Genomic DNA, 25,479 nt, shown 5'->3' with positions numbered 1-25,479 from the left:
TCGAGTTCCCCGGCACGGCCCTCGCGCTATGCCCGGAACGCGGCGGCCCGGTCGGTGGCCCATTCGCGGAATGAGCGTGGAGCGCGGCCGGTGATTTCCCGCACCACTTCGTTCACCCGCTCCGGCTCGGTGACCATGGCTCCCCAGGCGTCCAGGGCGCCCGTGGCGAAGGTGGGGTCCCAGCCCCGCGCCAGCAGCAGTTCACGCGCGGCGTCCGGCGGCAGTTCTTCGAACCGCAGCGGGCGGCCGATCGCCTCGCCGATCTGGCGCACCTGCTCGGCCTGGCTGATCGCTTCGGGGCCGCTGAAGTAGTACTTCCGCCCCTGGTGCCCGTCGTCGAGCAGGGCGCGGGTGGCGACGGCGGCGATGTCGGCCTCGTGGATCAGGGAGCGCCGGGCTTCGGCGAACGGCCAGCGCACCACGTCACCCGCCCGGATCTGGTCCGCCCAGCCCAGGGTGTTCGTGGCGAAACCCGACGGCCGCAGGAAGGTCCACTCGGGCACCGCGTCTTCGACCAGTCGCTCCACCTCGGCGTGGAACGGCACGCCTTCCGCGGACAGGTAGACGATCCGCCGCGCTCGCAGGCGCCGGAGCACCTCGGGCACCAGCGTGGTGTCGAACATCGGCCACACCAGGAACACGGTGTCGAACCCGTCGGTGTCGATGCTCGCCGGCTCGGTCAGATTGCCGACGACCTGCTCGACCCCCTCGGGCAGCGAAGTGGGCTTGCGCACCAGCGCCCGGACCCGCACGTCTTCGGCGAGCAACTGGGGCAGCAGTTCCCGGCCGACGTTGCCCGTGGCTCCGATCACCAAAACACGCTGTGACATGGCATTTCCCTTCGATCGACGACTTCCGCAACGCTAGGAGTTGAACGAAGGTTCAAGTCAATCGCCGGAGTTGCGCGTCACATCGCCATGACCTATGCATGAGTTATGAATAGATCGCGGGTGGCCAATCTGCTCGGAGCCGGGGCGCTGGCCGTGGCCGAGCGCGTCAGCGGGGAAGCGGCACGGGCCGCGGGGGTGAGCACCAGCGGTGCCGCCGCGTTGTCGACGCTGCTGGTCGAGCCCGGCATCGGCGGCACCGAACTCGGCGCGCGCATCGGGCTCAGCCAGCCCGCCACCGCCCGCATGCTCGACACGCTGATCGCCGCCGGACTGGTCGAGCGCCACCACCCCGGCGGCCGCGGTGTCCGGCTGACGCTGACCGCGGCCGGCCGGACCAGGGCCGAAGCCCTGCTCGAAGCCAGGAGCCAGGTCCTGCTGGAGCTGCTCGAACCACTGACCGACGACCAGGTGCGAGCGTTCGCGCCCGCGTTGGAGGCGTTGCTCGCGGGCCTGGTGGAGGACCGGCGGTCCGAATACCTGCTGTGCCGCCTGTGCGACCGGCAGGTGTGCACCCGCTGCCCGGTCGGGGAGGAGTGCCGCGGCTATGGGTGAACTGCTCGCGCTGACCTCGGCGTTGTGCTTCGGCGTCACGCACTTCGCGAACGGCCTGCTGTCGCGGGCGCGGCCGGGCATGACCGTCTCGTTCCACGCCCAGCTCGGCGGCACCGCGGTGGCCGTCCCGGCGGCCTTCCTCGCGGGCGGTACCGGCGGCGGACTCGGCTACGGCCTGCTGTCCGGGATCGGTACCGGCGTCGGGGTCGCGTTCCTGTACCGCGCGATCGGGCGCGGTGCGATGAGCGTGGTGGTGCCGATCAGCGACCTCGGCGCGGTCGCCATCCCCGTGCTCGCCGGGGTGGTCCTGCTCGGCGAACGGTTCTCGCTGATCGCCGGGGCCGGGGTGGTCTGCGCGCTCGCCGCGGTGTGGCTGGTGTCACGAACCGGACGGGCCGAGCGGAAGCCGCCGCCCGGTTTCGTCGACGCGGTCATCGCCGGGATCGGCTTCGCCGTGCAGTTCCTGGCCATGGCGCGAGTGCCGGCGGACGCCGGGCTGTGGCCGATCGCGGCCAGCCGCGTCAGCTCGGTCGTGGTGATCGCGGTTTTGCTGCTCGGCACCCGTCAACCGCTGCGGATACCGCCGAGGCCCGCGGTGTCGGCCGGTGCCGCGGGCGTGCTCGGCAGCATCGCGCTCCTGCTGTACTGGTACGCCACGCAGCAGCAACTGGTCTCGATGGCGACCGTGCTTTCGGCGCTCTACCCGGCGATCCCGGTGGTGCTCGCGATGCTGTTCCTCGGCGAGCGCGTCAATCGGACGCAGACCGCGGGACTGCTCGGGGCCGTCGCCGCGATCGTGCTGATCACGCTGGGCTGACGCCCCGCGGGGTGGTGACCGTGTCCAGCTTCGCCCAGTTCTCGCCGGCCTCGGCCCACGGCCGGTCCCCGGTCAGCACCGCGATGGTCGAGGTCTTCATCTCCACGGTGACCCCGGTGAGCAGCGCGACCAGGTCTTCGAGCACCGGGTTGTGGCCCACGACCATCACCGTCTCGACGGCGGGCAGTTCGCGGAGCACCTCGACCAGCGTCTCGGCGGGTTCGCCGTAGAGCCGGTCCTCGTGGCGCAGTTCGGGTTGTGCGGGAAGTTCGGTGGTGACCAGGTCGCAGGTGGTGCGGGCCCGGACCGCGGGCGAACACACCACCACCTGCGGCGCGGGGCCGTTCTCCCGGATCCAGCGACCGGCGGCGGGCGCGTCGCGCAGTCCGCGTTCGTTGAGTGGGCGGTCGAAGTCCGCGATCCCGTCGGGCCAGGCGGATTTCGCGTGCCGCATCACGATCAGGCGCATGGCCGCGAGCCTAATGCGCGTAAAGGTGTTCAAGCAGGACGGCGGTGAGGGCCTCCGGCGCCTCTTCGGGCACCCAGTGCGAAACGTCCTCGAACATCTCGAACCGGTACGCCGCGCTCACCCAGTTCTCCGTGTCCAGCGCCGCCGTCGAGCCGAAAGCCACGTCCTCGGTGCTCCACACGTAGCACGTGGGCACGCTGATCTTGCCGATCTTCCCGCCGGGACGGCCCGCGCGGTACCAGTTCAGCGCAGCGGTGAGCGCGCCTGGTTCGGACAACCGCTGGACGTACTCCTCGACCCGGCTCGGCGGCACCTTCCACTCGAACATCCGGCGCAGCGCTTCGGCGTTGTTCTCCAGCATCCGGCGCTCGGTGACCCTGGTCTGGCGCCATTCGGTCATGTACGCCGAGCGCAGGTGCTGGTCCTCGTCGGTCTTCATGGCCGCGGCGAGCGCGGCGGGGTGCGGGGTGGACACCGCGGTGAGCGTGCGCAGCCGGTCCGGGTGCGCGTCGGCGGTCCACCAGGCGACCGCGGCGCCCCAGTCGTGCCCGGCCAGGTCGAACCGGCCCCAGCCGAGTTCCCCGGCGATCGCCAGCACGTCGCCGACCAGTTCGTCGATCGAGTACTCGCTGGCCTGCTCGGGCCGGACGCCGGGGGAGTAGCCGCGCTGGTCCGGGGCGACCGCCCGGCAGCCGGCCGCCCCGAGCGCCGCCACCTGGTGCTCCCAGGTGAGCGACGCCTCGGGGAAGCCGTGCAGCAGCAGGACCGGACGGCCGTCGAGCGGCCCGGCCGCGATCGCGTCGAACGAACCGGCCGGGGTGTCGATGCTGAGCTGTTCGGTCACGGTTGCCGACCTTAATGCGAGAGCGCGTCCTCGTTCGCGAGGCGTTGCGCGCCGCTCTCGGTCTTCAGCGGAATCTGCTTGATGAACGTGATGACCACCACCGCGATCACCGCGATCGGCGCACCGATCAGGAAGATCTCGCTGGTCGCCGCGCCGTAGGCCTCGCGGATCACGTTCGCGATCGGCTCGGGCAAGGTGGACAGGTCCGGCACCGAGCCGTGCCCGCCGCCCTCACCGGCGCCGGCCCCGGCCGCCATCGGGCCGAGGCCCTCCGCGGTCAGCGTGGTCACCCGGTTCGCCAGCACCGCGCCCAGCGCGCTGACCCCGATCGACCCGCCGAGGCTGCGGAAGAACGACAGCGTCGAGGTGGCCGTGCCGAGTTCGTGCGCCGGCACGTCGTTCTGCGCCACCAGCACCAGGTTCTGCATCAGCATGCCGATCCCGGTACCCAGCACGAACATGTACACGCTGAGCAGCAGCACCGAGGTGCCCGCGCCGATCGTGCCGAGCAGCAGCAGGCCCGCCACCATCAGCACCCCGCCGAGCAGCACGTACTTCTTCCACACGCCGGTCCTGCTGATCAGCTGCCCGGACACGGTGGAGGAGACGAGCAGGCCGAAGATCATCGGCAGGCTCATCAGCCCGGCCTGGGTCGGCGTCTTGCCCAGCGAGAGCTGGAAGTACTGCGACAGGAACACCGTGCCGGCGAACATCGCCATGCCCACCAGGAAGCTGGCGAGGGTGGTGAGCGAGACCGTGCGGTTGCGGAACAGGCTCAGCGGCACGATCGGCTCGGGCACCTTCGACTCGACGAAGACCGCCAGCGCCAGGATCGCCAGGCCGCCGCCGACCATCGCCACCGTCCAGCCGGACCACCAGTCGAACTGGTTGCCCGCCATCGAGGTCCACACCAGGAGCACCGAGACGCCGGACATGATCAGCGCCGCGCCCAGGTAGTCGATCTTGACCTCCTTGCGCACGGTCGGCAGGTTCAGCGTGCGCTGCAGCAGCAGGATCGCCGCGATCGCCAGCGGCACCCCGAGGAAGAAGCACCAGCGCCAGCCCAGCCACGAGGTGTCCACCAGCAGCCCGCCGATCAGCGGACCGGCCACCGTGCCCACGGCGAAGACCGCGCCGAAGATGCCGGAGTACTTGCCCAGCTCACGCGGGGAGACGATGAGCGCCAGGATGATCGGCGCCAGCGCGGTCAGGCCACCGGCACCGATGCCCTGCGCGATCCGGCTGGCGATCAGCACCTCGATCCCCTGCGAGAACCCGGCGACCAGCGAGCCCAGCACGAAGAGCGCGAGCGAGAGCTGGACCAGCAGCTTCTTGTTGTACAGGTCGGCGAGCTTGCCCCAGAGCGGCACGGTCGCGGTCATCGCGAGCAGCTCGGTGGTGACCACCCAGGTGTACGAGGACTGCGAGCCGCCGAGGTCGGCGACGATCCGCGGCAGCGCGTTGGCCACCACGGTCGAGGCCAGGATGGCGACGAACATACCCATCAGCAGCCCGGAGAACGCCTCCACGACCTGCTTTCTGCCCATGGTGGACGGCTCCACCGGGTCAGCTGTTACAGACACGAAACCCCCTTGGTAGCGGTGCTTGTTCCCGTCGCGGCGGACGGGGGTCAGTGGCGGGTGCCGGGATCCGGCAGCCCGGCGGCGAGCGCCGCCCAGGCCTGGTCGATCAGTTCGGTGAGCGGCTCCTCGCCACCGAAGGCGTGCCAGCGGCGGACCGCGGCCTGCATGGCGTGCCCGACCACGCCGAAGAGCAGGCCGGGGTAGAGGTCCTTCTCCGGGTCGAGCCCGGTGCGCTCGGCGATGGCGGCGACCATCGTCTGCTGGGTGCCTGCCTGGGACGCGATCACGCGGGAGACCAGCGCCGGGTTCGCCTCGATCACCGACATCCGCGCGAGCCATTCCTCGCGGTCGGCCTCGATGTTCTCGATGTCCGGCCGGATCGCCTGGATCAGCGCCTCCAGCGCGGGTGTCGTGGCCGGTGCGGCCAGGAACCGGTCGATCGCCTGGCGGGTGCGCTCTTCGTGATCGGGGTAGGCGATCAGCACGGCGTCCTCTTTGGACGCGAAGTAGTTGAAGAAGGTCCGCGGCGAGACCCCGGCCTCGGTGGCGATGTCCTCGACCGTGACCTGGTCCAGGCCGTGGGCGGCGGCCAGCCGGACCGCGGTCGCGGCCAGGGTGCGGTGCGTGGCGTACTTCTTGCGCTCACGCAAACCCATCGGCTGGTTCATGTCGGCCAAGGTAGCAAGATTTTTGCAGGATCTGCAAACTTGCAGATTGTGAAACGGGTCTCCGTCGAGCGGCTCCCGACCCGGCGTCGAGAACCTGGGCATGATGGCCGGGTGGAGGCATTCTTCGCCGCGTACGACGCGGTGCTGGCGAAGTGGCCGGTCGAAGCAGAGCCGGTGGACGTGGTGTCGGAGTTCGGCACAACCCGGGTGCGGGTCTGCGGTCCGCCGGGCGGTGCCCCGCTGGTGTTGCTGCACGGTGGGGGTGCGACCTCGGCGGTGTGGCTGGCCAACATCGCGGAGCTGAGCCGGGCGCACCGGGTCTACGCGGTGGACCAGCTCGGCGGGCCCGGCCGGAGCGTGCACAACGGCCGCCCGTTCCGCCGCCCGGGAGACCTGCTCGACTGGCTGGACTCGGTGTTCCGGCACTTCCGCCTCTCCGGCGCCGGCCTGTGCGGGCATTCGTACGGCGCCTGGCTGGCGCTCTCGTACGCGCTGCGCGCGCCCGCCCGCGTGGGGAAGCTGGCCCTGCTGGACCCGACGCAGTGCTTCGCCGGTTTTCGCGTGAGCTACCTGCTCCGGGCGTTGCCGTCGTTGCTGCGTCCTTCGGTGGCGCGCGAACGGTCGTTGCTCCACTGGGAGCTCGGCGGTGCGCCGGTCGACCCGGACTGGCTGGAGCTGGTGGCACTGGGGGCGGGGTTCCCGTCCTCGAAGATCGTCGCCGGTGAGCGGCCGCGGTCGCCGCGGCCCAAGATGCCGGTGCTGCTGGTGCTCGCGGGCCGGAGCCGCGCGCACGACGCCCGGAAGGTCGAGGCGAACGCCCGCGCCGCGCTCGGCCCGGGCTCTCTGACGGTCGTGACGCTGCCCGAGGCGACCCACCACTCGCTCCCGCTCTGGCCCGCCGAGCCGCTGAACCAGGCGCTCACCGCCTTCTACCAGGCAAGATCGGCTTAAGGGACCCCCCTGTTTCCGGCCCAAAACCGCCGTGTAATGTTCTCTTCGTCGCCAGGGAGACCGGGCGGCCGCCGGGACCACGAACCAAGCTCCCACCTTGTGGTAGAGTGGGTGGTCCCAAATCTGAGACAGTCGCTACCCCCACTGAATCCGAGTGGTTCGACGCCGGGTAGGCTGGTTCAGGGCCAAAAACCTCGTAGTGTGTTGCTTGAGAACTCAACAGTGTGCTAGTGAACTAAGCCAGTAGAGCTTATATGAAACCCCCTCGTCGGGGTTTCCTTTGAGAATACTAGAATAGTCTAGATCAAATTCATTGTTGGAGAGTTTGATCCTGGCTCAGGACGAACGCTGGCGGCGTGCTTAACACATGCAAGTCGAACGATGAAGCCCTTCGGGGTGGATTAGTGGCGAACGGGTGAGTAACACGTGGGTAATCTGCCCTGTACTTTGGGATAAGCCCTGGAAACGGGGTCTAATACCGGATATGACTGCGCATCGCATGGTGTGTGGTGGAAAGCTCCGGCGGTATGGGATGAACCCGCGGCCTATCAGCTTGTTGGTGGGGTAAAAGCCTACCAAGGCGACGACGGGTAGCCGGCCTGAGAGGGCGACCGGCCACACTGGGACTGAGACACGGCCCAGACTCCTACGGGAGGCAGCAGTGGGGAATATTGCACAATGGGCGCAAGCCTGATGCAGCGACGCCGCGTGAGGGATGACGGCCTTCGGGTTGTAAACCTCTTTCGACAGGGACGAAGGGCAACTGACGGTACCTGTAGAAGAAGCACCGGCTAACTACGTGCCAGCAGCCGCGGTAATACGTAGGGTGCGAGCGTTGTCCGGAATTATTGGGCGTAAAGAGCTCGTAGGCGGTTTGTCGCGTCGGCCGTGAAAACTGGAGGCTTAACCTCCAGCTTGCGGTCGATACGGGCAGACTTGAGTTCGGTAGGGGAGACTGGAATTCCTGGTGTAGCGGTGAAATGCGCAGATATCAGGAGGAACACCGGTGGCGAAGGCGGGTCTCTGGGCCGATACTGACGCTGAGGAGCGAAAGCGTGGGGAGCGAACAGGATTAGATACCCTGGTAGTCCACGCTGTAAACGTTGGGCGCTAGGTGTGGGCGACATCCACGTTGTCCGTGCCGTAGCTAACGCATTAAGCGCCCCGCCTGGGGAGTACGGCCGCAAGGCTAAAACTCAAAGGAATTGACGGGGGCCCGCACAAGCGGCGGAGCATGTGGATTAATTCGATGCAACGCGAAGAACCTTACCTGGGCTTGACATGCGCCAGACATCCCTAGAGATAGGGCTTCCCTTGTGGTTGGTGTACAGGTGGTGCATGGCTGTCGTCAGCTCGTGTCGTGAGATGTTGGGTTAAGTCCCGCAACGAGCGCAACCCTTATCCTATGTTGCCAGCGGTTCGGCCGGGGACTCGTGGGAGACTGCCGGGGTCAACTCGGAGGAAGGTGGGGATGACGTCAAGTCATCATGCCCCTTATGTCCAGGGCTTCACACATGCTACAATGGCTGGTACAGAGGGCTGCGATACCGCGAGGTGGAGCGAATCCCTTAAAGCCGGTCTCAGTTCGGATCGCAGTCTGCAACTCGACTGCGTGAAGTCGGAGTCGCTAGTAATCGCAGATCAGCAACGCTGCGGTGAATACGTTCCCGGGCCTTGTACACACCGCCCGTCACGTCATGAAAGTCGGTAACACCCGAAGCCCATGGCCCAACCCCTTGTGGGAGGGAGTGGTCGAAGGTGGGACTGGCGATTGGGACGAAGTCGTAACAAGGTAGCCGTACCGGAAGGTGCGGCTGGATCACCTCCTTTCTAAGGAGCAACACATCCATGGTCGCCGGGATACCCGGATCAACGATTCATGGGGTGGCCAGGGTTCAAGTGCCGACTGTGTACTTGCTCTGGTTGCTCAAGGAATTGTGGAACTACTGGTCTATCACTGTCCGGTCAGGTTGCCGGCGTGGTGAGTACTGCTCCTTCTGGGGGCGTGGAAAGCTTCGTTGGGTTTGGTTGGGTGGTTGTTTGCTGGCACGCTGTTGGGTCCTGAGGCAGCACGCTGGTGTTGTTTCTGGTGTGGTGTTTGAGAACTGTAGAGTGGATGCGAGCATCTTTGTGGTCAAGTTGTTAAGAGCACATGGTGGATGTCTAGGCATCAGGAGCCGATGAAGGACGTGGGAGGCTGCGATAAGCCTCGGGGAGCTGTCAACCGAGCTGAGATCCGAGGGTGTCCGAATGGGGAAACCCAGCACCAGTTATGTGGTGTTACCCGCACCTGAATATATAGGGTGTGTGGAGGGAACGCGGGGAAGTGAAACATCTCAGTACCCGTAGGAAGAGAAAACAACCGTGATTCCGTGAGTAGTGGCGAGCGAAAGCGGATGAGGCTAAACCGTGCGCATGTCAAGCTGTCAGGCGTTGTGTGTGCGGTGTTGTGGGACCCATCTTCCAGGAACTGACATTTCTGGCGTGATGCTGCATGGTTAGTGGAACCACCTGGGATGGTGGACCGGAGTGGGTGAGAGTCCCGTACGCGAAAACTGTGTGGGTGTTGCGTGGTGGTGTTCCCGAGTAGCAGCGAGCTCGTGGAATTTGCTGTGAATCTGCCGGGACCACCCGGTAAGCCTAAATACTTCCTGATGACCGATAGCGGACTAGTACCGTGAGGGAAAGATGAAAAGTACCCCGGGAGGGGAGTGAAAGAGTACCTGAAACCGTGTGCTTACAAGCCGTCAGAGCTGTAATAAGTGATGGCGTGCCTTTTGAAGAATGAGCCTGCGAGTTAGTGCTGCGTGGCGAGGTTAACCCGTGTGGGGTAGCCGTAGCGAAAGCGAGTCTGAATAGGGCGTTTTGAGTCGCGTGGTCTAGACCCGAAGCGGAGTGATCTACCCATGGCCAGGGTGAAGCGCCGGTAAGACGGTGTGGAGGCCCGAACCCACTTAGGTTGAAAACTGAGGGGATGAGCTGTGGGTAGGGGTGAAAGGCCAATCAAACTCCGTGATAGCTGGTTCTCCCCGAAATGCATTTAGGTGCAGCGTCGTATGTTTCCCATCCGGGGTAGAGCTACTGGATGGCCTAGGGGCCTTACCGGGTTACCGAAGTCAACCAAACTCCGAATACGGGTGGGTGAGAGTGCGGCAGTGAGACGGCGGGGGATAAGCTTCGTCGTCGAGAGGGAAACAGCCCAGAACACCAGCTAAGGCCCCTAAGTGTGTGCTCAGTGGGAAAGGATGTGGGATTGCCCAGACAACCAGGAGGTTGGCTTAGAAGCAGCCACCCTTGAAAGAGTGCGTAATAGCTCACTGGTCAAGTGGTCCTGCGCCGACAATGTAGCGGGGCTTAAGCACACCGCCGAAGCTGTGTCATTGACACAATAGATCGGTGCTTGTTTTCGGATGAGCATCTAGTCGTGTTGATGGGTAGGGGAGCGTCCTGCATCCAGGGAAGCCGCGGTGTAAACCAGCGGTGGAGGGTGTGGGAGTGAGAATGCAGGCATGAGTAGCGAATGCAGAGTGAGAAACTCTGCCGCCGGATGACCAAGGGTTCCTGGGCCAGGCTAATCCGCCCAGGGTAAGTCGGGACCTAAGGCGAGGCCGACAGGCGTAGTCGATGGACAACGGGTTGATATTCCCGTACCCGAGCACGTGCGTCCCTGATGAGGCAGTTGATACTAACCACCCAAAGCGCATGGTGAAGTCTTCGGATGGATCTGTGTTGTGGAGCGTGGGGCCTGATTCTGTAGTAGTCAAGTGATGGGGTGACGCAGGAAGGTAGCTCCGCCAGTGAATGGTAGTACTGGTGTAAGCGTGTAGGCCGTCATGTAGGTAAATCCGCATGGCATGTAGGCTGAGACGTGATGCGTAGCCGATTGAGGTGAAGTAGAGTGATCCTATGCTGCCGAGAAAAGCCTCTAGCGAGTGCGTGCACGGCCCGTACCCCAAACCAACACAGGTGGTCAGGTAGAGAATACCAAGGCGATCGGGTGAACTGTGGTTAAGGAACTCGGCAAAATGCCCCCGTAACTTCGGGAGAAGGGGGGCCAAACATCCTGAAGTCCTTTACGGGCTAGGGGTGGGTGGCCGCAGAGACCAGCGGAAAGCGACTGTTTACTAAAAACACAGGTCCGTGCGAAGAAGTAATTCGATGTATACGGACTGACGCCTGCCCGGTGCTGGAACGTTAAGAGGACCGGTTAATCCCTTCGGGGGTGAAGCTGAGAATTTAAGCGCCAGTAAACGGCGGTGGTAACTATAACCATCCTAAGGTAGCGAAATTCCTTGTCGGGTAAGTTCCGACCTGCACGAATGGCGTAACGACTTTCCGGCTGTCTCAACCACAGGCCCGGCGAAATTGCATTACGAGTAAAGATGCTCGTTACGCGCGGCAGGACGGAAAGACCCCGGGACCTTTACTATAGTTTGGTATTGGTTTTCGGTTCGGTTTGTGTAGGATAGGTGGGAGACTGTGAAGCGCTCACGCTAGTGGGTGTGGAGTCGTTGTTGAAATACCACTCTGGCCGGATTGGGAATCTGAACCTACGCCCATGATCTGGGTGAGGGACAGTGCCTGATGGGTAGTTTAACTGGGGCGGTTGCCTCCCAAAGAGTAACGGAGGCGCCCAAAGGTTCCCTCAGCCTGGTTGGCAATCAGGTGTTGAGTGTAAGTGCACAAGGGAGCTTGACTGTGAGACTGACAGGTCGAGCAGGGACGAAAGTCGGGACTAGTGATCCGGCACCACCTGGTGGAAGGGGTGTCGCTCAACGGATAAAAGGTACCCCGGGGATAACAGGCTGATCTTGCCCAAGAGTCCATATCGACGGCATGGTTTGGCACCTCGATGTCGGCTCGTCGCATCCTGGGGCCGGAGTAGGTCCCAAGGGTTGGGCTGTTCGCCCATTAAAGCGGCACGCGAGCTGGGTTTAGAACGTCGTGAGACAGTTCGGTCCCTATCCGCCGCGCGCGTAGGATACTTGCGGAAGGCTGTCCCTAGTACGAGAGGACCGGGACGGACGAACCTCTGGTATGCCAGTTGTCACGCCAGTGGCATGGCTGGTTAGCTACGTTCGGAAGGGATAACCGCTGAAGGCATCTAAGCGGGAAGCCTGTTCCTAGATGAGGTATCCCACCCCTTTGTGGGTTAAGGCCCCCAAAAGACGATTGGGTTGATAGGCCAGAAATGGAAGCGCAGTAATGTGTGGAGTTGACTGGTACTAATAGGCCGAGGACTTGCCTACAAAGACGCTTCGCATCCACTCTACGGCTCTGAAACACCACACCAGAGCATGTTAACGACACCGGTTGGTTGTTTCGTAGTGTTTCGGTGGTTATAGCGGCGGGGAAACGCCCGGTCCCATTCCGAACCCGGAAGCTAAGCCTGCCAGCGCCGATGGTACTGCACTCGAAGGGGTGTGGGAGAGTAGGACGCCGCCGAACTTAACGTGAAACAGAGCGGGGCCCGAGTCAGCAATGACTCGGGCCCCGCTTTTTCGTGTGCCCTGGATCAGTTGTCCTTCTTCGACTGCTTCTGCGCGGGCTCGCCCTTGCCGTTGTTCCTGTCGCGGTTTTCGTCCTTCTTGCCGGGACCCGAGTTGCCCGGGGTGCCCGAGTTGTCCACCGGCACCGTGCCGCCCTGCGGCTGGGCGTTCACCGGCGGCACCACCGGCTGCCCGGTACCGGGGGAGAGGGTGGCACTGCCGACCGGCGCGCCCGCCTCGACCACCGGCGGCGGCGCCGGAGTGCTGTGCGGGGTCCCGTCGGCCGGAAAACCCTGCGAGCCACCGGAGTTCGCCAGGGCGAAGATGCCGGCGACAGCCAGCGCGGCAGCGGGAATGGCAGCGGAGAGCACCACCTTCCGGCGGCGCTTCGGCGGTTTCCCGGCCTGCAACGGCTTGGTCCCGGCCACCGGCGGCTGGTCCATCGGCACCGGCTTGGTCACCAAGGTGGGCGCGTCGGCCTGCTCGGCGGTGAGCCTGCCGATCACCCTGGTGATGGCCGTGGGTGCCTCTGGCGACAGGAGAGCGGCGGCCACCTGCGCGGCGGTCGGCCGGGCCCGGGGGTCCTCGTCGGTCATGCGGGTCAGGAGGGCGGACAGCATCGGGCCGACGAAGTCGGGGATCTCCGGCGTGCGCGACAACCGCGCCAGTGCCGACTCCACCATGGCGCCCGGGTATTCGCGGTAGCCCGTCAGGCATTCGAGCAGGATCAGGCCCAGCGCGTAGATGTCGGCCGGCGGGCCGACCTCCTTGCCCCGCACCTGTTCCGGCGCCATGTAGGCGGCGGTGCCCACGACCGCGCCACTGGAGGTCAGGTCGCTGGTGCCCAGCCGGTAGGCCAGGCCGAAGTCGGTGAGCAGCGGGCGGTCCCCGGCGAGCAGGATGTTCGCCGGTTTCAGGTCGCGGTGGGTGATGCCGCGGGAGTGCACGTACGCCAGCGCTTCGGCGATGCCGATGCCCAGCTGGGTCGTCTCCGCGGCCGTCAGCGGACCGCAGAGGATGCGACCGGCCACGGTCGGGCCGTCGACCAGCTGCATCACCAGGTAGGCCCGGTCGAGGTCGAAGCCCGAATCGCGGAACTCCACCAGCCCGGGGTGGTGCAGATCGGCGAGCACTCGGAACTCGCGCTCCCGGCGCAGGAAGTCCTTGCCCGCGATCCCCGGGTGGAACAGCTTCACCGCGACGTCGTGCCCGGCTTCGAGGTCGATCGCCCGGTACACCACCGCGCTCGTGCCCGCGCCGGTCTTCGACAGCAGACGGTAGCGCCCGGCCACCAGCGCCGGGCACACCGGCTCTTCCGCCAACTCGGGCAGGTCGAACCGCGGCAACGTGTCGTCGGCCGAACTCACCGCCGGGGCTCCTCCACTGTCGGATCCACTGTCGAAACGAGACAAGTCATCGCGAGTACCCGGGTGGGTCGTCACCCAAACGCTGACTCGAGAAATGCTTTACCCACCGCCGACAGGCGCTGAGCGTCGTAGACGATTCCATACCTGCGCCGGATGGGTGGCGAGATCCCCCGGATCACCGCGCCTTCGCGGGCGGCGTCCTCCGCGCGGGACCGTTCGACCACGCCGACCCCCACCCCGGCCAGCACGAACCGCTCGGCCGCGGCGCGGTGCCGCAGCACCGCGGACGCCCGGGTCCGGCGGTTCGCGCCGGCGAGCGCGTCCTCGATCTGCGCCCGCACCGGGCTGCCCTTCGGCACGACGATCAGCGGCAGATCCGGCAGCGCGGCCAGCGGCAGCGGGTCGTCCGGCGGCACCTCCGTGCCCGGCGGGAAGACCAGCGCGTACTCGTGCACACCGAGTTCGTGCGTGGTGAGGCCGTCGCCGCCGGCGGGGAGGTAGCAGAAGACCAGCTCGCAGTGGCCGTCCCGGAGCAGCGACGGCACGGAGTCGTTGTCCCGCAGTTCGCCGATGCGCACCGACACCCCCGGGTGCCGCTGCCGGAACGCGCCGACCAGCGCCGCCACCGGGTGACCGGTGGTGAACGGCCAGGCGTGGATGTCGAGCCTGCCGCGCGGGGCGGTCCGCAGGAAGCCTTCGGCGGCGACCACGTCCCGCAGCAGCTGCCGCGCCGGGCCGATGAACTCGTGACCCGCCGAGGTCAGCACCAGCCCCCGGCCGATGCGGTGGAACAGGTCCACGCCGAGTGCCCGCTCCAGCGACCGGATGCCCTGCGAGACCGACGGCTGCGCGACCCCGGTCGCCGCGGCGGCCGGGGTGATGCCGCCGTGGTCGACCACCGCGAGGAAGTACTCCACCTGGCGAAGTTCCACGTCGGCTCCTACGCGAGTTCGATGAAGGCGGCCGCGGCGGGGGACAGCGGGCCCGGGCGGAAGATCAGCCCGATCTCCAGGCGGATCGCGGGCTCGGTGGCCAGTAGGGGCACCCCGGGCAACTCGCGTTCGGCCAGCGTCCTGGGCAGGAAAGCGGCTCCGGCGCCGTGCGCGACCAGCTGTCGCACGCCTTCCGGATGCGCGCACTCCACCACGGGGTGCAGTGTCTCGGGGATCAGCTTGCGGATGGTCGCGTCGGCCAGGCCCAGCACCAGGGGCAGGCTCGCGGCGGCGGCGAGCGGCACCGGATCGGGCAGGCCCGCGGCGAAGGCGGCAGGCACGGCGAGCACGATCTCCTGGCTGCCGAGGCCGCGCTGCTCGACGCCGGTCACCGGCAGTTCGGTCAGGCCCAGTTCGCAGTGCCCGCGCTTGACCTCGGTGACCACGTCGTCCGGGCTGCCGGGGTCGGTGACCGAGAGCAGCACACCGGGGTGCCGCCGGTGGAACTCGCCCGCGAGCGCGGGCAGCGGGTCGACCGCGAGCGTGGCGAGCGCGGCGATCGTCAGCCGGCCGCTCCGGAGTTCACCGACCCGAGAGGCTGTGGCCTTCGCCAGCCGGGCGTCGTCGAGCAGCCGCCGCGCGGGACCGACGAACGACCGGCCCGCCTCGGTGAGCACGAGCCGCCGTCCACCCCGGTCGAACAGTTCGGCCGCCAGCTCGCGTTCGAGCACGCGAAGCGCCTGCGAAACCGAGGGCTGCGCGACGAACAAGGCCTCGGCCGCCCTGGTCACGCCGCCGTGGTCGACGACCGCGAGGAAGTACTCGACCTGCCGGAGATCCATGCCCGCACTCTGACATAGGCAGCGCCTATCCGATCATGCGGAATCCCGACTTTGCGTGTGTCGCCGCGCTGTGCTGGATTGGGCGTAACCCAGAGCTGGAGGTCGTGTGGACGCCGAGGACTTCGACGCGGTACTGCGAACCGTGCGTGAGTTCATCCGCAAGGAGGTCGTCGGCCGCGAGGCCGAGATCGAAGAACGGGACGAGATCCCGGCGCAGATCCGGCAGCAGGCGGCCGGGCTCGGCCTGTTCGGCTGGGCGCTGCCCGAGGAGTACGGCGGTCTCGGCCTGAGCATGGGCGAGGACGTCCGGCTGGCCATCGAACTCGGGTACACCACGCCCGCGTTCCGCTCGCTGTTCGGCACCAACAACGGCATCGCCGGGCAGGCGATCGTCAAGTACGGCACCGACGCGCAGCGCACGGAATGGCTGCCGAAGCTCGCCGCGGGGGAGGCCATCGCCGCCTTCGCGCTGACCGAGACCGAGGCAGGCTCGGACCCGAGCGGGCTGACCACGCGTGCCGTGCGCGACGGCTCGGAGTTCGTGGTGACCGGGGCGAAGCGGTTCATCACCAACGCGCCGCTGGCCGACGTGTTCGTGGTCTTCGCCAGGACCGAGCCCGATTCGACCGGCAGGCACGGGATTTCCGCGTTGCTGGTGCCCGCCGGTGCGCCGGGGCTGACCGTCGGCCCGCACGACCCGAAGATGGGCCAGGCCGGGGCGTGGACCGCCGAGGTGTTCTTCGACGAGGTCCGGGTCGGCGAGGACGCGCTGATCGGCGCCGAGGGCGAGGGCTTCCGGATCGCGATGGCCTCGCTGGCGCGCGGCAGGCTGCACATCGCCGCGGTCTGCGTCGGCATGGCCGAGCGCGCGCTCGCCGAGGCCGTCGAGCACGCCAAGGTCACCCGGCAGGGCGGTCGGCCGATCGGGGAGTTCCAGTTGGTGCAGGCGCTGCTCGCGGAGTCGCACGCCGAGCTGTACGCCGGGCGCACGATGGTGCTCGACGCCGCGGCGAAGTACGACTCCGGTGAGGACCGCAAGCTCGCGCCGTCCAGCGCGAAGCTGTTCTGCACCGAGATGCTCGGCCGGGTCGCCGACCGCGCGGTGCAGGTGCACGGCGGCATGGGCTACATGCGCGGGGTCGCCGTCGAGCGCATCTACCGCGACGCCCGGCTGTTCCGGATCTACGAGGGCACCAGCGAGATCCAGAAACTGGTGATCGCCAAGCAGCTCCTAGCTGACCGGGGCTAACGCCAGTTCGCCGGTGACCTGGAGGGTCGGGTCCTGGTCCAGCGCGGTTTCCACGCCGAGCAGGCCGAGTGCGGCGAGGGTGACCGGCAGCCGGGCGCGGTCACCACCGTCGGCGATCTTGACGCCGAGTGCCGAGCCGTCCGGCAGCGCGGCCACCTGCACGCCCTCGAAGCCGTCCTTCGCGATCAGGCCGGGTACCGCGCGCATCAGCTTGGTGACATCGCGCCGGATCCCGGCCAGCATCTCCGGGTGCCGCCGGATCGCGTGGGCCACCGCGCCCTCCGCGGTCTCCGGATCGGCCGCGCCGAGGCGCCCGATCGCCCTGGTCAGGCCGAGCAGCGAGATCGAGAACAGCGGGGCACCGCAGCCGTCGGTGGCCACCTTCGCGATCGGCTCGTCGGCCAGCTCGGCGACCACGGTGGCGATCTCGCGCTGCAGCGGGTGGTCCGGGTCCAGGTAATCCTTGGTGGACCAGCCGTGCGCCCGGCTGACCGCGAGCATGGCGGCGTGCTTGCCCGAGCAGTTGTGCGACAGCTTGCTGGCGGGCCGTCCCGCGGCCAGCCAGGCGTCCCGGACGATCGGGTCGTACGGCAGGGCGACCGGGTTGCGCAGGTGGGCGCCGGTGCAGCCGGCGTCGCCGAGGATGCGGCGGACCCCGGCGAGGTGGAAGTCCTCGCCGGAGTGGCTGGCCGCGACCAGCGCGCGGAGGTCGTCCGGCAGGTCGAGGCCGAGCCGGGTCATCGCCGCGGCCTGCAGCGGTTTCGCCGCCGAGCGCGGGTAGCCCGGCGATTCCACGTCACCAGTGGAGAAGCGCACTTCGCCGTCCGGGCCGATGACCACGACGGAACCGAAGTGCACGCTCTCGACCAGGCCGTCGCGCAGGACGTGGAGAAGGGGGACGTGAGCTGGTGCGGCTGTCATGGCTGGACCTCGGTGAGTGCCTTGGTGGTGTCGACCCGCTTGCGGACGCTGAACCAGCCGATCACCAGCGCGAGCAGGATCAGCGGCAGCGACAGCAGGGTCAGCCTGCCCAGCTCGTCGAACCACATCAGCACCAGGACACCCGCCAGGAAGACCAGCGTGACGATCTCGGTGACCGGGGACCCGGGCAGCCGGAACGAGGGCCGCTGGGCCAGGCCCGCCTTGGCCTTCCGCCAGAACAGCAGGTGGGACAGCATGATGATGCCCCAGGTGGACAGGATGCCGATGGCGGCGAAGTTCAGCACGATCTCGAAGGCGTCCGCGGGAACCACGTAGTTCAGGCCGACGCCGAGCACGCAGACCGCCGCGGTGAGCAGGATGCCGCCGTAGGGCACGTGGTTGCGGTTCATCACGCCGGTGAACTTCGGCGCCGAGCCGGCCACCGCCATCGAGCGCAGGATGCGGCCGGTGGAGTACAGCCCCGAGTTCAGGCTGGACATCGCGGCGGTCAGCACCACCAGGTTCATCACGTCACCGGCGGCCGGGATGCCGATGTTGGACAGCACGGTGACGAACGGGCTCTCGCCCTTGGTGTAGGAACTCCACGGCATCAGCATCGCCAGCAGCACCACCGAGCCGACGTAGAAGACGCCGATCCGCCACATGATCGAGTTGATCGCCTTGGGCATGATCTTCGCCGGTTCCGCGGTCTCCCCGGCGGTGACGCCGACCAGCTCGACCGAGGCGTAGGCGAACACGATGCCCTGGATCACCAGCACCAGCGGGAGCAGGCCGTTGGGCAGGAAGCCGCCTTCGCTGCCGAGCAGGCCGACGCTGGGGGAGGTGCCGTTGATCGGGTCGCCGGTGACCAGCAGCACGATGCCGATCACCATGAACAGCACCAGCGCGGCCACCTTGATGATGGCGAACCAGAACTCCATCTCGCCGAACAGCTTCACCGACACCAGGTTCAGCACCAGCACCACGGCCAGCGCGACGAGCGCGAGCACCCACTGCGGAACCGGCGTGAAGAAGCTCCAGAAGTGCGCGTACAAGGCGATCGCGGTGATGTCGGCGATGCCGGTGGTGGCCCAGTTGAGGAAGTACATCCAGCCGGCGACGAAAGCGCCCTTCTCACCCATGAACTCGCGGGCGTAGGAGACGAAGGCGCCGGAGGAGGGGCGGTGCAGGATCAGCTCGCCGAGGGCGCGCACCACGAAGAAGGCGAACAGGCCGCAGATGGCGTAGGCGATGGCCAGCGCCGGGCCCGCCGAGGCGAGCCTGCCGCCCGCGCCGAGGAACAGGCCGGTGCCGATCGCGCCGCCGATGGCGATCATGCTGATGTGGCGGGGCTTGAGCGCCTTGCTGTAGCCGGAGTCCCCGGCGTCGACCGTCTCGGGCGGCGCGGTGGGCTGCAGGGTCTGGTCCGTCACGGGTGCTCCGGGGGTCGGTGCGCGTCGTTGCGCACGATGGTTTCGAGGGTTCGCTCGACGTTGTCGAGGTGCCGGGTCATCGCCTCGACGGCGGCCGCCTCGGCCCCGTCCGCGATGGCCCGCACGATCTCGGCGTGCTCGGCGTTCGACTCGGCCTGGCGGTCGCCGAGCTGGTTGAGGAAGCTCGACTGGCGGGAGAGCGCGTCGCGGATCTCCTCGATGACCTTGCCGAAGGCCGGGTTGCCCGAGGCCTGGGCGATGGTGATGTGGAACAGGCTGTCCAGCGCCACCCAGCCGGTGTCGTCGGTCTCGCCGGACATCTTGTCCAGCAGGTGCTCGAGCAGGTCGAGATCGTCCTGGCCGCGGCGCCGGGCCGCGTAGCCAGCCACCGGGATCTCCACGTGCCTGCGGACCTCGAACAGGTCGCGGGCCGAGTAGTCGCCGAAGACCGGGTTCTCCACCGGGCCCGCGGCCGCGACGAAGGTGCCCTTGCCGGGGCGGGAGACGGTGAGCCCGAGCGCCTGCAGCACGCGCAGCGCCTCCCGGACGACCGAGCGGCTCACCGCGAACTCGGCGGACAGCGCGGCCTCCGACGGCAGCTTGCCGCCGACGGCGTACTCTCCGCCCTCGATGGCCGACCGGAGACCGGCGAGCACGGCCTCCATCGCGGTCATCCGCTGGGCGGAATGTCCGACTGTCTGGCTGTCTGACAGGTTCACGAGGGCAGATGGTGCGGTCGCGCGCTCGGCGTTGTCAAGCGGAGCGCCGGGCGACGGCAGACCGTCCGGTATGGCTGGTGGGGCAGGGATTTCCGCGCTGAGCTGGGGTCGGCGGTGGCCGATGTGGATCTTGGCCGACCGATCGGGTGACCCGGCTCACTAGTGATCTCGCGGGTCGAGTTGATTGCTATGAGTGGGGCATTACTTGCACTCAACGCTAGTAATGCCGCACTCATAGCAATCAGCCGAGGTGGGTGCCGGTGGCGCGAGGGGGGCGTCGGATCACCGGATTCGGAGGGCGTGCCGCTGGTGCTGAGGATCTACGACTGGACTACGGTGGATCCCCCGGGCGGCGGTCGCGGCCGGTGGTGTTCAGGGGAGGTTTTCGCTGGTGTCCAAGGATTCTTTCGTCCATCTGCATGTGCACACCGAGTACTCGATGCTGGATGGGGCGGCGAAGATCGCGCCGTTGTTCGCGGAGGCGGCTCGGTTGGGGATGCCGGCGGTGGGGATGACCGACCACGGCAACATGTACGGGGCGGATGAGTTCTACCAGCAGGCGCGCAAGGCGGGGATCACGCCGATCATCGGGATCGAGGCGTATGTGGCGCCGGAGTCGCGGTTTCACAAGAAGCCGGTGTTCTGGGGTCAGTCGAACCAGCGTGGGGCGGATGAGCTGGGTGAGGGTGGCGACGTCTCGGGTGCGGGTGCGTATACGCACATGACGATGCTGGCGGAGAACGCCACGGGGTTGCGGAACCTGTTCAAGTTGTCGTCGCTGGCGAGCCTGGAGGGGTATTACCGCAAGCCGCGGATGGATCGGGAGTTGATCGCCGAGCACCATGAGGGGATCATCGCCACGACGGGGTGCCCGTCGGGTGAGGTGCAGACGCGGTTGCGGCTGGGGCAGAAGGCCGAGGCGATCCAGGCCGCGTCGGACTACAAGGACATTTTCGGGGCGGGCAATTTCTTCCTGGAGTTGATGGATCACGGGTTGCCGATCGAGCGGTCGGTGCGTGAGGGTCTGCTGGAGATCGGTAAGCAGCTGGGTCTGGCGCCGCTGGCGACCAACGACTCGCACTATGTGACCCAGGATCAGGCGGACACGCACAGTGCGTTGTTGTGTGTGCAGGCGGGTAAGACGCTCAATGACCCGAACCGGTTCAAGTTCGACGGTGATGGCTACTACCTGAAGTCCGCGGCGGACATGCGCCAGTACTGGGACACCGAGGTCCCGGGCGCGGCGGACTCGACCCTGCTCATCGCCGAACGCGTCCAGTCCTACGAAGAGGTCTACGCGCACAAGGATCGGCTGCCGTTCTTCGAGGTCCCCGACGGCTACGACCAGGGCACCTGGCTGCGCGAGGAGGTCCAGCGCGGCCTCAAGTGGCGCTTCCCGGAAGGCGCGCCCGACGGCTACCAGGAGCGCATCGAGGTCGAGCTCGACGTCATCATCGGCAAGGGCTTCCCGGCCTACTTCCTCATCGTCGCCGACCTGATCAACTACGCCCGGCGCGTGGGCATCCGCGTCGGCCCCGGCCGTGGTTCGGCCGCCGGTTCGCTGGTCGCCTACGTCCTCGGTATCACCAACCTGGACCCGATCCCGCAGAAGCTGCTGTTCGAGCGGTTCCTCAACCCCGAGCGCGTCTCGATGCCCGATATCGACATCGACTTCGACGACCGCCGCCGCGGCGAGATGATCCGCTACGCCACCGACAAGTACGGCGTGGACAAGGTCGCCCAGGTCATCACCTTCGGCACCATTAAAACGAAGGCCGCGATCAAGGACGCCGCCCGCGTCCACTACGGACAGCCGGGCTACGCGATCGCGGACAAGATCTCCAAGGCCCTGCCGCCGCCGATCATGGCGAAGGACATCCCGCTCTCGGGCATCGTCGACCCCAAGCACGAGCGCTACGGCGAGGCCGCCGAAGTCCGTGCCCTGGTCGAGACCGACTCCGAGGTCTCCACCATCTTCGAAACCGCCCGCGGCCTCGAAGGCCTCATCCGCAACGCCGGCGTGCACGCCTGCGCGGTCATCATGTCGAGTGAACCGCTGACCAACGCGATCCCGCTCTGGCAGCGGGACGACGGCTCGATCATCACCGGCTGGGACTACCCCTCCTGCGAGGCCATCGGCCTGCTGAAGATGGACTTCCTCGGCCTGCGCAACCTGACCGTCATCGGCGACGCCATCGACAACATCAAGACCAACCGCGGGGTCGACATCGACCTCGACACCCTGGGCGTCGAGGACCCCGAGACCTACAAACTGCTCGCCCGCGGGGACACGCTCGGGGTGTTCCAGCTGGACGGCGGGCCCATGCGGGACCTGCTGCGGCGCATGCAGCCGACGCTGTTCGACGACATCGTCGCGGTCGGCGCGCTGTACCGCCCCGGCCCGATGGGCATGAACGCGCACAACGACTACGCCGACCGCAAGAACAACCGGCAGAAGGTCAAGCCGATCCACCCCGAGCTGGACGAGCCCCTGAAGGAGATCCTGGCCGACACCTACGGCCTGATCGTCTACCAGGAGCAGATCATGCACATCGGCCAGAAGGTGGCCGGTTACTCGATGGGCCGCGCGGACGTGCTCCGCCGCGCGATGGGCAAGAAGAAGAAGGAAGTCCTCGACAAGGAGTTCGAGGGCTTCGAGGCCGGGATGAAGGCCAGCGAGCTGGTGCCCGGCGGGTTCTCCGACGAGGCGATCAAGGCACTCTGGGACACGATCCTCCCGTTCGCCGGGTACGCGTTCAACAAGAGCCACGCGGCCGCCTACGGCCTGATCTCGTACTGGACCGCGTACCTCAAGGCGAACTACACCGCGGAGTACATGGCCGCGCTGCTGACCTCGGTCGGGGACAATAAGGACAAGTCCGCGATCTACCTCTCCGAGTGCCGCCGCCTCGGCATCAAGGTGCTGCCGCCGGACGTCAACGAATCGGCCCAGCGGTTCGCGGCCGTCGGGGACGACATCCGCTTCGGCATGGGCGCGGTCCGCAACGTCGGCGCGAACGTGGTCGAGTCGATCATCAAGACCCGCGAGGAGAAGGGCAAGTACACCTCGTTCACCGACTTCCTGGACAAGTCGGAGCTGGTGGCCTGCAACAAGCGGGTGATCGAATCGCTGATCAAGGCCGGGGCCTTCGACTCCATGGGCAACACCCGGCTGTCGATGGTCCAGGCGCACGAAGAAGCCGTGGAAGCGGTGGTGCCGCTCAAGCGCCAGCAGGCGATGGGCCAGTTCGACCTGTTCGGCCCGATGGGCGACGAACCGGACGACGCGGCGGCCGCGGCGGCGTCCTCCCCGCTGGCGCACCTGAAGTTCAGCGACGAGGAGTACCCGCGCAAGCAGCTGCTCTCCTACGAGCGGGAGATGCTGGGCCTCTACGTCTCGGCGCACCCGCTGGACGGCGCCGAGCGGATCCTGCGCAAGCACGCGAAGAAGCCGATCGCGGCGATACTGGCGGATCCGCCGAAGGAAGGCGAGATCGTGGTGTCCGGGCTGATCACCGCGCTGGAGCGGCGGGTCAACAAGAAGGGTGAGCCCTGGGCGATCTGCACGGTGGAGGACATGGACGCCTCGCTGGAGGTGCTGTTCTTCCCGAAGTCCTACGCGATCTTCGCCGCGGACCTGATCGAGGACAACGCGGTGCTGGTCAAGGGCCGGGTCAACTGGCGCGAGGACAAGATGTCCGTCTTCGGCGGGGGCCTGGTGCCGCTGGACCTGTCGGACGCCGCGGTCGGTGACGAGGAACCGCCACTGGTGCTGCTGGTCGCCGCGGAGAAGCTCGACCACTCCGTGGTCAGCGAGCTGAAGTCCACGCTGCTCGCGCACAAGGGTGAGACCCCGGCGCATCTGAAGCTGATGGGCAAGCAGGGGCCGCGGATGTACGCGCTGGACGACTACCCGGTGCGGGTCAGCTCGATGCTGATGGGCGAGCTGAAGAGCATCCAGGGGATCACCGCGAACACGTGATCCCGGCCGCGCCGCCGAGCCGGGCGCGGTGATCCGCGCGACGATGGACGGGTGAGCACAGCCGAGGGCAGTCACCGCGCCGAACCCGATCCCCGTCGCTGGAAGGCGCTCGCGGTGACGTTGACCGCGGGGTTCATGGTGCTGCTCGACGTCAGCATCGTGAACGTGGCGCTGCCGTCGATGCAGGCCGATCTCGGCGCGTCGGCGGGCGGGGTGCAGTGGGTGGTCTCCGGCTACGCGCTGACCTTCGGCCTGGTGCTGGTGGCCGGCGGCAGGCTGGGCGACGCGCTGGGCAGGCGGCGGATGTTCCTCATCGCGCTCACCGGGTTCGTGGCGACCAGCGCGCTCGCCGGGATCGCGCCGAACGAGGTGCTGCTGATCGTCGCCCGGCTGCTGCAGGGCATGGCGGGCGGGCTGCTCACCCCGCAGAACACCGGGCTGATCCAGGAGCTGTTCTCCGGTCCGGAGCGTGGGCGCGCGTTCGGCATGTTCGGCGCGGTCGTGGGCATCTCGACCGCGGTCGGCCCGGTGCTGGGCGGGGTCATCCTCGCCGTGTTCGGTGATCCGGAGGGCTGGCGGTGGGTGTTCTACGTGAACATCCCGATCGGCGCGCTCGCGCTGGTGCTGGCGGCCCGGCTGCTGCCGAAGTCACCCCGGTCGGTGCGCGGGCTGAGGTCCGAATTGGACTTCGTCGGCGCACTGCTGCTCGGGCTCGCGGTGGCCGCGGTGCTGTTCCCGGTGATGGAGGCCGAACAGGGCGGGCTGGGCAAGCTGTGGTGGCTGTTCCCGATCGCCGTGGTGCTCGGCGCGCTCTTCGTCTGGCGGGAACGGCGGCTGGTGCGGCTGGAACGGGCCCCGCTGCTCGACATCCGGCTGTTCACCACCGTGCGCGGCTTCTCCAGCGGCGCCACGCTCGGCTCGGTCTACTTCTGCGCGTTCACCGGGATCTGGCTGGTGTTCGCGATGTTCTTCCAGCAGGGGCTGGGGTTCACGCCACTGGAGTCCGGCTTGGCGGTGACGCCGTTCGCGGTCGGCTCGGCGGTGTCCGCGGTGATCGCCGGCCGCCTGGTCGAGCGCTGGGGCCGCAGGCTGACCGTGACCGGGCTGAGCATGGTGGTGCTCGGCATGGTCGGGTCGGGTGTGGCGGTGCTGGTGTTCCCGGCCGAGCACGCCGGGCTGGCGATCGCCTTGCCGCTGCTGATCGGCGGGATCGGCGGCGGCATGGTGATCTCGCCGAACACCACGCTGACCCTGGAGTGCGTGCCGACGGAGATGGCCGGGGTCGCCGGAGGCGCGCTGCAGACCGGGCAGCGCATCGGCACCGCGATCGGCACGGCCACGCTCGCCTCGGTCTTCCACGCGGCGGTTTCCGGTACGGGGAAGGACTATCCGGTGGCGCTGGCGGTGTCGATGGGCTGCGCGGCCGGGCTCACCGCGGTCGCCCTCGGGCTCGGGATCTTCGAGCTGCGACGGCGGCGGGTCGCGGTCGGAGGACAGCGCAGCGTGTTCGCCGATAGTCCATCCGGGTGACACGCCGGTCCGCTAATGGCGCTACGCTGAGCCACTGTGCGAGGCTTTGACCGCCTTCGCGCCGCGGTATTCGCTACCCAGGGTGGTAATTCGGGTCAGACTGCTGTGCCGGATTGTCTCCCGGACGCGCATCCGGGAGGAACTCTCAGCCGCACGTCACCGACGGCCGCGGGGGATCGCACGGTGAAGCGCTGAGGGCGTCGCCACCACGGTGGGGTAGGCGCGGGCGAAGGCCACTGGA

At 67.3% G+C, this 25,479-nt stretch carries 17 protein-coding genes and 3 rRNA genes; 9 read left to right on the top strand and 11 right to left on the bottom strand.

Going from position 1 to position 25,479, the window contains the following annotated elements; genetic code table 11:
* Positions 1–26: 26 nt before the first annotated feature.
* A complete protein-coding gene (locus tag JOM49_RS38890) occupies positions 27–830 on the bottom strand; it encodes an NAD(P)H-binding protein (RefSeq protein WP_209669336.1) in 804 nt (267 codons plus the stop codon).
* A gap of 105 nt (positions 831–935) precedes the next feature.
* Between JOM49_RS38890 and JOM49_RS38885 the strand changes: the two genes are divergently transcribed.
* Together JOM49_RS38885 and JOM49_RS38880 are read left to right on the top strand one after the other, a co-directional pair.
* Entirely contained in the window at positions 936–1,442 is a 507-nt protein-coding gene (locus tag JOM49_RS38885; RefSeq protein ID WP_209669334.1) for a MarR family winged helix-turn-helix transcriptional regulator, read from the top strand.
* A complete protein-coding gene (locus JOM49_RS38880) occupies positions 1,435–2,259 on the top strand; it encodes a DMT family transporter (protein ID WP_209669332.1) in 825 nt (274 codons plus the stop codon). Before JOM49_RS38885 ends, JOM49_RS38880 begins: the two co-directional genes overlap by 8 nt.
* On the opposite strand, the gene JOM49_RS38875 is transcribed toward JOM49_RS38880, so the two are convergent.
* The 4 genes from JOM49_RS38875 to JOM49_RS38860 all read right to left on the bottom strand — a co-directional run bounded on the left by JOM49_RS38875 (position 2,246) and on the right by JOM49_RS38860 (position 5,823).
* Entirely contained in the window at positions 2,246–2,728 is a 483-nt protein-coding gene (locus JOM49_RS38875) for a SixA phosphatase family protein (RefSeq protein WP_209669330.1), read from the bottom strand. The two genes, JOM49_RS38880 and JOM49_RS38875, sit on opposite strands and share 14 nt — an antisense overlap.
* 10 nt (positions 2,729–2,738) lie before the next feature.
* Positions 2,739–3,572, bottom strand: a complete 834-nt coding sequence (locus tag JOM49_RS38870) for an alpha/beta fold hydrolase (protein ID WP_209669328.1) — start codon at positions 3,570–3,572, stop codon at positions 2,739–2,741.
* Positions 3,573–3,583: 11 nt separating this feature from the next.
* Positions 3,584–5,119, bottom strand: coding sequence for an MDR family MFS transporter (locus JOM49_RS38865; RefSeq protein ID WP_209672156.1), 1,536 nt, complete (start codon positions 5,117–5,119; stop codon positions 3,584–3,586).
* Between the two features lie 83 nt (positions 5,120–5,202).
* Complete coding sequence (locus tag JOM49_RS38860) at positions 5,203–5,823, bottom strand: acyl-CoA-like ligand-binding transcription factor (protein ID WP_245369619.1); 621 nt, start codon at positions 5,821–5,823, stop codon at positions 5,203–5,205.
* A 111-nt stretch (positions 5,824–5,934) separates the two neighbouring features.
* On the opposite strand from JOM49_RS38860, the gene JOM49_RS38855 reads away from it, so the two are divergent.
* The 4 genes from JOM49_RS38855 (at position 5,935) to rrf (ending at position 12,222) form a co-directional block, all read left to right on the top strand.
* Positions 5,935–6,774, top strand: coding sequence for an alpha/beta fold hydrolase (locus JOM49_RS38855; RefSeq protein WP_209669326.1), 840 nt, complete (start codon positions 5,935–5,937; stop codon positions 6,772–6,774).
* A gap of 313 nt (positions 6,775–7,087) precedes the next feature.
* A 16S ribosomal RNA gene (locus tag JOM49_RS38850) occupies positions 7,088–8,604 on the top strand.
* A 302-nt stretch (positions 8,605–8,906) separates the two neighbouring features.
* Positions 8,907–12,023 (top strand): 23S ribosomal RNA (locus JOM49_RS38845).
* 82 nt (positions 12,024–12,105) lie between these two features.
* A 5S ribosomal RNA gene (gene rrf / locus JOM49_RS38840) occupies positions 12,106–12,222 on the top strand.
* Together the 16S, 23S and 5S rRNA genes form the textbook arrangement of a ribosomal RNA operon.
* A gap of 67 nt (positions 12,223–12,289) precedes the next feature.
* Here rrf and JOM49_RS38835 read toward each other — a convergent pair.
* From JOM49_RS38835 to JOM49_RS38825, 3 genes are all read right to left on the bottom strand, one after another.
* A complete protein-coding gene (locus JOM49_RS38835) occupies positions 12,290–13,630 on the bottom strand; it encodes a serine/threonine-protein kinase (protein ID WP_209669324.1) in 1,341 nt (446 codons plus the stop codon).
* A 71-nt stretch (positions 13,631–13,701) separates the two neighbouring features.
* Complete coding sequence (locus JOM49_RS38830; protein WP_209669322.1) at positions 13,702–14,562, bottom strand: LysR family transcriptional regulator; 861 nt, start codon at positions 14,560–14,562, stop codon at positions 13,702–13,704.
* 8 nt (positions 14,563–14,570) lie between these two features.
* Complete coding sequence (locus JOM49_RS38825) at positions 14,571–15,404, bottom strand: LysR family transcriptional regulator (RefSeq protein ID WP_209669320.1); 834 nt, start codon at positions 15,402–15,404, stop codon at positions 14,571–14,573.
* Positions 15,405–15,510: 106 nt separating this feature from the next.
* Between JOM49_RS38825 and JOM49_RS38820 the strand changes: the two genes are divergently transcribed.
* A complete protein-coding gene (locus JOM49_RS38820) occupies positions 15,511–16,653 on the top strand; it encodes an acyl-CoA dehydrogenase family protein (protein WP_209669318.1) in 1,143 nt (380 codons plus the stop codon).
* On the opposite strand, the gene JOM49_RS38815 is transcribed toward JOM49_RS38820, so the two are convergent.
* From JOM49_RS38815 to JOM49_RS38805, 3 genes are read right to left on the bottom strand one after another with little or no spacing between them, the layout of a single operon-like run.
* The gene (locus JOM49_RS38815; protein WP_209669316.1) at positions 16,636–17,574 is read right to left on the bottom strand and encodes an asparaginase; all 939 of its coding nucleotides are present in this window, start codon (positions 17,572–17,574) and stop codon (positions 16,636–16,638) included. The two genes, JOM49_RS38820 and JOM49_RS38815, sit on opposite strands and share 18 nt — an antisense overlap.
* On the bottom strand, positions 17,571–19,007 hold the full coding sequence (locus JOM49_RS38810; RefSeq protein WP_308159018.1) for an amino acid permease: 1,437 nt from the start codon (positions 19,005–19,007) through the stop codon (positions 17,571–17,573). The genes JOM49_RS38815 and JOM49_RS38810 overlap by 4 nt, the downstream gene beginning before the upstream one ends.
* Positions 19,004–19,672: a FadR/GntR family transcriptional regulator gene (locus tag JOM49_RS38805; RefSeq protein ID WP_209672150.1), complete on the bottom strand. Its 669-nt coding sequence runs from the start codon at positions 19,670–19,672 to the stop codon at positions 19,004–19,006. The genes JOM49_RS38810 and JOM49_RS38805 overlap by 4 nt, the downstream gene beginning before the upstream one ends.
* Positions 19,673–20,117: 445 nt before the next feature.
* Between JOM49_RS38805 and dnaE the strand changes: the two genes are divergently transcribed.
* Both dnaE and JOM49_RS38795 read left to right on the top strand, forming a co-directional pair.
* Positions 20,118–23,708: a DNA polymerase III subunit alpha gene (dnaE, locus tag JOM49_RS38800; protein ID WP_209669314.1), complete on the top strand. Its 3,591-nt coding sequence runs from the start codon at positions 20,118–20,120 to the stop codon at positions 23,706–23,708.
* Between the two features lie 51 nt (positions 23,709–23,759).
* Positions 23,760–25,238, top strand: coding sequence for an MFS transporter (locus tag JOM49_RS38795; RefSeq protein ID WP_372444181.1), 1,479 nt, complete (start codon positions 23,760–23,762; stop codon positions 25,236–25,238).
* Positions 25,239–25,479: the final 241 nt, after the last annotated feature.

The organism is Amycolatopsis magusensis (assembly GCF_017875555.1).
GTDB classification, from domain to species: Bacteria; Actinomycetota; Actinomycetes; order Mycobacteriales; family Pseudonocardiaceae; genus Amycolatopsis; species Amycolatopsis magusensis.
The sequence above is the reverse complement of the archived record's forward strand: the minus strand, read 5'-3'. Positions and strand labels throughout refer to the sequence as shown.